Raw genomic sequence first — 9,245 nt, 5'->3', positions numbered from 1 at the left:
CAGGACGACAACAAGCACATTGCCTTGCGTTACAAGAAGCAGCTCAGGCGCCTGGTCCGTGTCGAGACGACGACTGGTGCAAACAGGTTCGAAAACAGCAAGAACGGCTGGGTTTGGATCGACATTCCCGCCAAGGGCATGCTGCTGGACTCGAAAAAAGGCCAGCAGCTTGCGAACGAGTGCAAGAATCCGGAGCAGCTCAAAACGGTATCGCCGGCATTGCTGAAGAGCTCATTGGCAAGTGATTAGAAAGATAAAGAAGGTGAGGACCGGAGACAGCCCTCACCTTCTGTAACCGTATTTGATTTCATCGCATTGAGATCAATGCATTGAAGTCCCCGCAATAATGTCATTTTTATAATCAGTTGATTCGCATTTAAGGAGAGGTCATGTCCCGCAACACACTGAATACGCTGAAGGAATTCAAGATTTCGGATTCCAAAAAAGGCAAGTTCTATTCGCTACCGGCGCTGGAGAAAAAGCTCGGCATTAATATTTCGCGTCTGCCGGTATCGATCCGCATCGTGCTGGAATCGGTGCTGCGCAATTGCGACGGCAAGAAAGTGACCGAAGATCATGTGCGCGAACTGGCGAGCTGGGGACCGAATGCCCCGCGCGTGAACGAGATTCCGTTCGTCGTGGCACGGGTCGTGTTGCAGGACTTCACCGGCGTTCCTCTTCTCGCCGACCTCGCCGCGATGCGCGGCGTTGCCTCCAAGATGGGCAAGAAGCCGAAGAACATTGAACCGCTGGTGCCGGTCGACCTCGTCGTCGACCACTCGGTGCAAATCGACCATTACCGCCAAAAGAATGCGCTGGACCTCAACATGAAGCTGGAATTCCAGCGCAACAACGAACGCTACCAGTTCATGAAATGGGGCATGCAGGCATTCGACACATTCGGCGTCGTCCCGCCGGGCTTCGGCATTGTTCACCAGGTCAACCTGGAATACCTTGCCCGCGGCGTCCACAAGAAGGCTGATGTCTATTACCCCGACACACTGGTGGGCACGGATTCCCACACCACCATGATCAACGGCATCGGCGTCGTCGGTTGGGGCGTTGGCGGCATCGAGGCGGAAGCCGGCATGCTGGGCCAGCCAGTCTACTTCCTGACACCGGATGTGGTCGGCGTGAACCTGACCGGCCAGTTGCGCGAAGGCGTGACAGCGACCGACCTGGTCCTGACCATCACAGAACTGCTGCGCAAGCACAAGGTCGTCGGCAAGTTCGTCGAGTTCTTCGGCGAAGGCACAGCCTCCCTGTCCACCACCGACCGCGCCACCATCGGCAATATGGCTCCGGAATACGGCGCGACCATGGGCTTCTTCCCGGTTGACGAAGCGACCATCGAATATTTCAAGGGCACCGGCCGCACCAAGGCGGAAATCGATGCCTTCGAAAACTATTTCAAGGCGCAGAACCTGTTCGGCATTCCACGCGAAGGCGAAATCGACTACACCTCCGTGGTCGAACTCGATCTCGGCACCGTTGCGCCATCGCTGGCCGGTCCGAAGCGTCCGCAGGATCGCATCGAAATCGGCAACGTGAAATCCACGTTCGCCGACCTGTTCTCCAAGTCCCCCGCGGAGAACGGCTTCAACAAGAAGCAGGAAGATCTGGATGCCGTGTATGAGACTTCCGATGGCATCAAGGTTCGCAACGGCGACGTGCTGATCGCCGCAATCACCTCCTGCACCAATACGTCGAATCCAAGCGTACTGCTGGCTGCCGGCCTTCTGGCGAAGAAGGCGGTCGAAGCAGGCCTGACCGTTTCGCCACATATCAAGACCTCGCTCGCCCCCGGATCGCGCGTCGTCACCAAGTACCTGGAAGCGGCCGGACTGCTGCCATACCTTGAGAAGCTCGGCTTCGGCGTTACTGCCTATGGCTGCACGACTTGCATCGGCAATGCCGGTGACCTGACGCCGTCGATGAACGAAGCCATCGTGAAGAACGACATCGTCGCGTCCGCCGTCCTGTCCGGCAACCGCAACTTCGAAGCGCGTATCCATCCAAACATCCGCTCCAATTTCCTCGCGTCCCCACCGCTGGTCGTCGCATATGCGATCGCCGGGAATGTGACCCGCGACCTGATGACCGAGCCGGTCGGCAAGGGCAAGGGCGGCAAGGATATCTTCATCGGCGACATCTGGCCGACATCGGAAGAGATCAACAAGCTGATGAAGTTCGCGATGAACGCAAAAACCTTCAAGGAGAACTATGCCGATGTGCAGGGCGCTCCTGGCAAGCTGTGGGAGCAGATCAAGGGCGTTGCGAAAGGCGAAGTCTACAACTGGCCGAAATCGACCTATATCGCCGAGCCGCCGTTCTTTGAAGACTTCGGCATGCAGCCGAAGGAAGCCGCCACAGGCATTTCCGGCGCACGCGCGCTCGGCGTGTTCGGCGATTCGATCACGACCGACCACATCTCTCCGGCAGGTTCCATCAAGGAAACCAGTCCGGCCGGGAAATGGCTGCTGGAAAACGGCGTCCTGAAGGCCGACTTCAATTCCTACGGCTCACGCCGCGGTAATCATGAAGTCATGATGCGCGGCACATTCGCCAACGTTCGCATCAAGAACCTGATGATCCCGGCCAAGCCGGACGGCTCCCGCGTGGAAGGCGGCTTGACAATTCATCAGCCGAGCGGCGAAGAAATGTCCATCTATGATGCAGCGATGAAGTATGTCAACGACAATGTGCCGACCATGATCTTCGCAGGCGAAGAATATGGCACCGGCTCGTCCCGCGACTGGGCTGCGAAGGGTACCCAATTGCTCGGCGTAAAAGCGGTCATCGCGCGTTCGTTCGAGCGTATCCATCGCTCCAATCTGGTTGGCATGGGCGTGCTGCCGCTGCAGTTCCTCGGCGACGATAGCGTCACGTCGCTCGGCATCAAAGGCGACGAGACCTTCGACCTGAAAGGCATCGAAAGCGACATCAAGCCGCAGCAGCAGGCGACACTGGTCATCAACCGTGCCGATGGCAGCAAGCAGGAAGTCAAGGTTCTGCTGCGTATCGACACACCGATCGAAGTCGATTACTACCGGCACGGCGGCATTCTGCCATTCGTGCTCCGGCAGTTGCTGGCAGCTTAAATCGTGGTTCGGTGGAGTGCGCAATGCCGCTGCATTGCGCACTCCGCAGGTGTTTTGAAAGTGCGGCGGGCGAGTACGGAAACGAATCGGAAAGAATCGGTCTGTTGATGCCAATCAATAAGCCGGCACCTCCGCCCCGGATGTATTCACGGCAGATGCTGCAAGCAAGCTGTAAGCAACGTAATGTATTGTCCTGTTCTAAGAAACGCCGGTGTATGCCGGCGTTTGTTTATCTACCCCTAACAGGAGACCGATCATGTGGAAAATTTTCTTGGCGTTTGTTGCATTTGCGGCGCTCGCGTTGTTCGTCATCATGAAGGGCGGCGACAAGGTTGATATGCAAGGCGAAGCCGGAGGTCACAGCCCGGTCGAGTCGTCCGCGCCGGCGACCCCTGCCCCGGCAACTCCGCCCGCAGCTCCCGCGTCGAAATAACGCCACATCCGATCGCCGCGCGAATTCCTTGCATTTGCGCGGTTGCTCCTGACCACCCAGCCTTGCCGTCGTCGCGGAGGCAAGGCCCGACGTTGCTCCTCCTCACCGCCTGTTCCCGCTTATCGAACGGGAAGTCGACTTTCCGCATAACGATCGACCAGGGCTTCGCTATGCTTGGATCTGGTCACGCCGCTATTTCAACCCGCTATACCGGCGTTGAATCATCTACAATATCCCCCTCTGTCCAGTGTCCGATCCGCCATGCGCCGCCCATCCAAAAGCACTACCCTAAAACTCTCCAGCGACAGCCACCGCCTCGTTGACCTTTCGCAAGGGTTGATGCAATCCTCCAGCCGCATCGAGGAACAGTCGTGGGAAAACGGCCTCGACAAGCTGCTGCACAAGCTCCTGAAAACCGGCCACCAGGACACCATCGATGCCGCACTGGATCACCTGTTCAAATCCGATCCCGGCGCATACGACTGCCTGATGGACGCGGCCGAGGCCGCCAGCGAATCATGCAGCATCGAACACGAAGGCGTGGAATACGACGCCCTTCTGATCGCCGCGCCGATCCTTGCATGGACTCGCTATTCGATCGCGTCCGGACCGATTGCCCCGGACATGCGCACCACCCTGTCGGCACATCTCGGCGCGCATGTTCTGGCGGCCGACGCACGGCTCCTGCTCGCACCCACGTTGTACGCAATCGACCAGCTGCCGCGCAGCCACGCCGAAACCTATGCGCTGACCCAGCGTATGGCACAAGCCTTGATCAAGAATGCCGCGCTGCGTCCGCAGCCGAACCCGCCCGAGACCGCACCGTTCCTGGCAGACACCCGCTATCTGCTCGCAGTGGTCGCCGCGCCCAAGGGCGACCCCCTGTTCCGCTGGCAAGCCGCGCTCAACCCGGGCGAACGCGATTCGGCGTTCAGGCAGTGGCGTACGCAAGCCACCCCCAACATCATGCAACTGCTGCCCGGGTGCAGCATCGAATTGCTGTTACCCGAAGCGTATTACTTTGCGTGCAGGGAAGCTGACAAGCTTATCCGGCCAGCATCGATCAGCGCCGCCGTGAATTACCTCACCACGACGCTTGGCGTGGATCCCCAGGATCTGCGCGCGATCATCGGCGGCTTCGGCGAGCAGCCAGTCGGCGCACGCATCGATGAGTACCGGATCGGATTCACGCTGCGCCACAGCCCGGAAGTCGTGTACGGCGTGGTGTGGCCGCTTTATGGACAAGAGGATGAAGCGGATCCTGATGTTGCGGCACTGGTGGAAACCATGGGCAGCAGCGACGAGGATGCAATGCTTGGCGAACGCCGTACGCCATTGGAAGAAATCCTGGCGTTGCTGAGGGAATGCGGCGTCGTGCACATCAAGCGGCATGCGGAACGATTTCCGCTGGAGTTTTGCGAAGACTGCGGCGCGCCGCTCTATCCGGACCCCGACGCGGAGCTGGTGCATGCGGAAATGCCGGACGATGCGCCGACCGGAACCGGTCACTTCCATTGAACCCTTTCCGCAGCGCGGGCATCCTTGCTTACCACTTGCTGTAGGGATGCCGCAGCAGATTGGCGTTGACGTACCGGCTATCGTGCGTCACGTCCTCGCCGATCCAATCCGGCTTTGAGAACAGCTGATCCTCGGCCTCCAGTTCAATCTCCGCCACCACCAGCCCGGCATTGTCGCCAAGGAATTCATCGATCTCCCAGGTCATGCCATCGTGAGGAACGCGATAGCGGTATTTCTCGATGATCGGCTTTTCGCAAAGCGTGTCGAGGAACACCTCCGCATCGGCCAGCGGGATCGAATATTCCCATTCGTCGCGGGCCGCTCCCTGGCTTCTCCCTTTGATCGTCAATATCGCTTCCTGCCCCACGATGCGCACCCGCACGATGCGATCGCCATGCGAAGACAGATAGCCTTGACGGATCAACACGCCCTGCCCCAACGTCTTCCAGCGCTCATCGCGCAGCAGAAACTTGCGCTCGATTTCCACACCCATTACGCGCCCTTTCCAAGCACCTGCAACATCGGTTGCAGCACGGCCTGCCCCAGCTTTGCACTGCGCGCGCCGCTCCAGCCGGTCCGTGCATCCGGAAGCTGGGCGTTGTCCTTGAATGGCATCTCCAGTGTCAGCGACACGCATTTGAAGGTATGGCCGATATACTTCGATGCCAGCTGCAGCATCTCTTCGCGGTATTTCGTGGCGGCGTAACCGTGCTCGGTTTGAAAATCCGGATTCGCCCGCAGGAATGCATCAATGAACGCCTGCTGCTCGGCCGCCTGCTCCGGGCTGAAACCCTCCAGCATTTCGCATCCGGCGACGAACACGTATGGCAGCGCCTCATCGCCATGCACATCAAGAAACAGATCGCAGCCGGTTTCATGGATCTTGTTCTTCACCGCATACACTTCCGGGCTGCGCTCCGGCGACGGCGCCATCCATTCACGATTCAAATTGGCGCCGGCTGCATTGGTACGTAGATTGCCGCGCACCGCACCGTCGGGATTCATATTGGGCACCACATACAGCACCGCGTGCTGCAGCAGACGCTGCGCAACCGGATCGCCTTCATCCAGCAATGCACCGACCATGCCCTCGACGAACCATTCCGCCATGGTCTCGCCCGGATGCTGGCGTGCGATCACCCACACTTTTTTCGCTGCGGACGGATTGCCGATCACAAGCAAATCAAGGTCGCGGCCATCCACCGTAGTGCCAAGGCACACGCTGCGAACCAGCGGCGATGTTTGCGCGCGCGCCACCATGTCCAGATGGCGGTCCCAGGAATACGGCTCGAAGTAAGCGTAATAAACGCTGTCGCGTTCGGGCGTATGTTGAATGGTCAACACCCCGCCATCGAATGCGGTTGGCACACGGAACCATTCCTTGCGATCGTAGCTGGCGACGGCCTGATAATCTTTCCAGCCGTCGGGATAGGTCGCCTGCCCTGCGTTCAGGACACGAATGGTGCAGGCTTCGGCGCGGACACCTTGCATCCGAAAATAAAACCACTGCGCGAAGTCGGCATGGGAATCCTTGCGCAAGTGAAGCTGAATATCCTGTGGACTATCGGCCCGCAAGACAACGATGGCTCCGGCATCGAACTGATGACTGATCGCGATTGGCATAGAAGAGACTGAAGGAAATAGGCGGCTGGAAAGCGCATCTCGCAGATGCTATTCTGCGCTTCCCTCGTTCGCGTAAGTGTGCCATGAAGCTTTTCCCGCTGCTTGTTTCCGTTCTCCTCACCCTCACAGGCGGCATCGCCCAGGCCGCGGACGGATGGCCTTCAAGGCCGATTCGGTTCGTTGTCGCCGCACCGGCCGGCTCCTCGCTTGACCTCATTGCCCGCACTGTTGGCGACAAACTGAAGGACCGGCTGAACCAGCCGGTAATCGTTGAAAACGTTCCCGGGGCATCCGGTACTATCGCAACCGCCCAGGTCGCACGTGCCGTGCCGGATGGCTACATCATGCTGCTATCGTTCAACGGGCCGCTTGCCTACATCCAGTTCATGACCAAGCTGCCCTACGATGCGCAACGCGACCTGCAACCGGTGATGCTTGCCAGCTCCCAACCCAACATACTCGCTGTCAATGCCAATCTGCCGACCAGCAATCTCAAGGACTTGATCGCCTATGCCAAAGCCCATCCCGGCCGGCTGAACTATGCGTCGGTCGGCAACGGATCGTCGTCGCACCTGACGATGGAGCTATTTAAATCCATGACCGGCGCTTTCCTTGTTCATATCCCCTACAACGGCGCCCCGCCCGCCGCCGCATCCGTTGCCGCAGGCGACACGCAATTGCTGTTCTCGGTGCCTACGGTGGTCCTTCCCCACGTTCGGAGCGGCAAGGTCAAGGCACTTGCCGTCACCAGCGCTTCCCGGTTTTCCCTGCTTCCCGACATACCGACGATGGCCGAAGCCGGCATGCCGGCGTTCCAGTCGCTTGCCTGGAACGGCGTGCTCGTCCCAGCCAGGACGCCACCGGATATCGTCAAGCGCTTGAATACGGAACTCAATGCCGTCATCCAGATGAACGATGTCAAGAACCGCCTCCACAACGCCGGATTGGAGCCCGTCGGCGGAACGCCGGAAGCGTTCAAGAAACTGATTGATGACGAAGCGGCCAAATGGGAACCTGTGATCCGGAAAACCAAGGCAAAACTGGATTAATGGCTACGCGTAAAGATGGTAGCCATGCGTGGCGGAAAGCGTTATCGCTCTGCTATAATCGCAACTTCGTCGGGGCGTAGCGCAGCCTGGTAGCGTACTTGCATGGGGTGCAAGGGGTCGGAGGTTCGAATCCTCTCGCCCCGACCAATAAAATCAAGGGAAAAGGCCAATCTCCAGATTGGCCTTTTTCATTTTTTGCGCCTCGTGTTTGGCAGGTGTCCGATTGTCGGAAACAGTACAGTCGGGTCTCAGTTCGATTTCTGTCAGCGACCAGTTTCAAGCAGCTTTCCACATTCTTGGCATCACATTTGCGTCAAATTTCAAAATCCCATTTTCCTTTGAGCAAATCATGCCCGACATTTGCCGCCTAACTTCGGCAGGGCGCCACAGACGGGCCGGATCGATACAGTCTTGGTAAAACGCCATGCGGAACGTGTTGAAAGGCTCGCCCTCGCTCGGCGTTCTCCCAAACTCCTGCTATCCATGCAAAGTTGCATCGCGTCATCCATGGGATGCGTGCCGGGCGATGAAGTGCGGGCGAGGCCTATCGGGAATCGGCGGCGGAGACTTCTGGTGGAGAAGCGGAGTTCGAGGCGCCTGTACCCTGCTCGCCCCGCTGTGCGAGCCGCAACCATGCCGCCGCAAAGCTCAGTCCGGCGATCAGATAACAGAATCCGGCAGGTATCCACATCAACAGTCCCGCCAGTTGCTGATCGTCCATTGGCAACAGAGGCGCGTCGCTGACATTGGCGTAATGCGGATACAGCAGCCGTGGTGAAAATGTGATCAGCGCACCGAGCAGGCCGGTATGCATTAATGTCGCGACAATCCACACCACCGCCGTACCGTAACCACTTCCCCCAGACAGCCCGGTACGCCGCATTGCATTCCAGAACAATAGCCCGCTGCCAAAGAACGCAGCGTGCTCCGCGATATGTATCCATCGCGATTGCAATGCCGCTTCGAACAGCAACGGTGCATGCCAGATCCAGATGAGCGCGCCATGAATCGCGAATGCCGGGCCGGGGCGCGACAGAAGGCGCAGAAGCCGATGAACACCGGCCAGGCGGCTGTTCAGGCGTCGCCAGGATGAAGGCATGGCAATCAGCAACGGAGCTTTCGGCTGCGCGAATGCAAACAGGGGCGCGGCAACGGCGATCAGCATCATGTGCTGTGCCATGTGGGCGGCGAAACTGATCTCGCCCAACGCGTCCAGCGGCCATATCAGCGCAATGAACGCCGCTGCCATGCCGGCACAATAACTTGCGATTCGTGTCCAGTCCGTATGTGACGTATCGCTCCTGCGGCGCAGGATGAGGATCCCGCGCGCGTAGAAACCGGCGAACAGGAGCATGGGCACCACGATCCATGGATCCAGCGTCCACCAATGCTCTGCTCCCGGTTCCTGGTGCGCGTGCACCGGAAACGGAAAGGCGATGGTCAGTGCGATCAGGCGGCGCATGTGGGCAACATCGTTACCGGGAAGGCGACCCATACCAGAGCGATGCCCGATACCGCGCT

The 9,245-nt window shown here is 59.0% G+C and carries 7 protein-coding genes, 1 tRNA gene and 1 pseudogene; 6 read left to right on the top strand and 3 right to left on the bottom strand.

What is annotated here, in order from left to right; genetic code table 11:
• The 4 genes and pseudogenes from VGU61_RS06015 to VGU61_RS06000 form a co-directional block, all read left to right on the top strand.
• A pseudogene (locus tag VGU61_RS06015) lies at positions 1–249 on the top strand (hypothetical protein); the annotation flags it as partial.
• A gap of 140 nt (positions 250–389) precedes the next feature.
• Positions 390–3,101, top strand: a complete 2,712-nt coding sequence (gene acnA, locus VGU61_RS06010) for an aconitate hydratase AcnA (protein ID WP_326858197.1) — start codon at positions 390–392, stop codon at positions 3,099–3,101.
• Between the two features lie 256 nt (positions 3,102–3,357).
• Entirely contained in the window at positions 3,358–3,534 is a 177-nt protein-coding gene (locus VGU61_RS06005; RefSeq protein WP_326858196.1) for a hypothetical protein, read from the top strand.
• A 261-nt stretch (positions 3,535–3,795) separates the two neighbouring features.
• On the top strand, positions 3,796–5,052 hold the full coding sequence (locus tag VGU61_RS06000) for a DUF2863 family protein (protein ID WP_326858195.1): 1,257 nt from the start codon (positions 3,796–3,798) through the stop codon (positions 5,050–5,052).
• A 28-nt stretch (positions 5,053–5,080) separates the two neighbouring features.
• On the opposite strand, the gene VGU61_RS05995 is transcribed toward VGU61_RS06000, so the two are convergent.
• Positions 5,081–5,545, bottom strand: coding sequence for a CYTH domain-containing protein (locus VGU61_RS05995; protein ID WP_326858194.1), 465 nt, complete (start codon positions 5,543–5,545; stop codon positions 5,081–5,083).
• Complete coding sequence (locus VGU61_RS05990) at positions 5,545–6,675, bottom strand: M14 family metallopeptidase (RefSeq protein ID WP_326858193.1); 1,131 nt, start codon at positions 6,673–6,675, stop codon at positions 5,545–5,547. The genes VGU61_RS05995 and VGU61_RS05990 overlap by 1 nt, the downstream gene beginning before the upstream one ends.
• Positions 6,676–6,758: 83 nt before the next feature.
• Between VGU61_RS05990 and VGU61_RS05985 the strand changes: the two genes are divergently transcribed.
• On the top strand, positions 6,759–7,724 hold the full coding sequence (locus VGU61_RS05985) for a tripartite tricarboxylate transporter substrate binding protein (protein WP_326858192.1): 966 nt from the start codon (positions 6,759–6,761) through the stop codon (positions 7,722–7,724).
• 70 nt (positions 7,725–7,794) lie between these two features.
• Positions 7,795–7,871: transfer RNA gene (locus VGU61_RS05980), tRNA-Pro, on the top strand.
• 397 nt (positions 7,872–8,268) lie between these two features.
• On the opposite strand, the gene VGU61_RS05975 is transcribed toward VGU61_RS05980, so the two are convergent.
• Positions 8,269–9,245 (bottom strand): cytochrome c oxidase assembly protein (locus VGU61_RS05975; protein WP_326858191.1); only part of this gene is annotated, 977 nt, incomplete at its 5' end.

Origin of the sequence: Noviherbaspirillum sp., from assembly GCF_035944575.1 — a bacterium.
Taxonomy (GTDB): Bacteria; Pseudomonadota; Gammaproteobacteria; order Burkholderiales; family Burkholderiaceae_D; genus Noviherbaspirillum.
Note: the sequence above shows the minus strand (reverse complement) of the source record. Positions and strands in the feature narration are given on the sequence as shown.

What these genes read in the sequence shown, in the direction of transcription:
- acnA (WP_326858197.1), top strand. Translation starts at nt 390, where the DNA reads ATGTCCCGCAACACACTGAATACGCTGAAGGAATTCAAGATTTCGGAT.
- VGU61_RS06005 (WP_326858196.1), top strand. Translation starts at nt 3,358, where the DNA reads ATGTGGAAAATTTTCTTGGCGTTTGTTGCATTTGCGGCGCTCGCGTTG.
- VGU61_RS06000 (WP_326858195.1), top strand. Translation starts at nt 3,796, where the DNA reads ATGCGCCGCCCATCCAAAAGCACTACCCTAAAACTCTCCAGCGACAGC.
- VGU61_RS05995 (WP_326858194.1), bottom strand. Translation starts at nt 5,545, where the DNA reads ATGGGTGTGGAAATCGAGCGCAAGTTTCTGCTGCGCGATGAGCGCTGG.
- VGU61_RS05990 (WP_326858193.1), bottom strand. Translation starts at nt 6,675, where the DNA reads ATGCCAATCGCGATCAGTCATCAGTTCGATGCCGGAGCCATCGTTGTC.
- VGU61_RS05985 (WP_326858192.1), top strand. Translation starts at nt 6,759, where the DNA reads ATGAAGCTTTTCCCGCTGCTTGTTTCCGTTCTCCTCACCCTCACAGGC.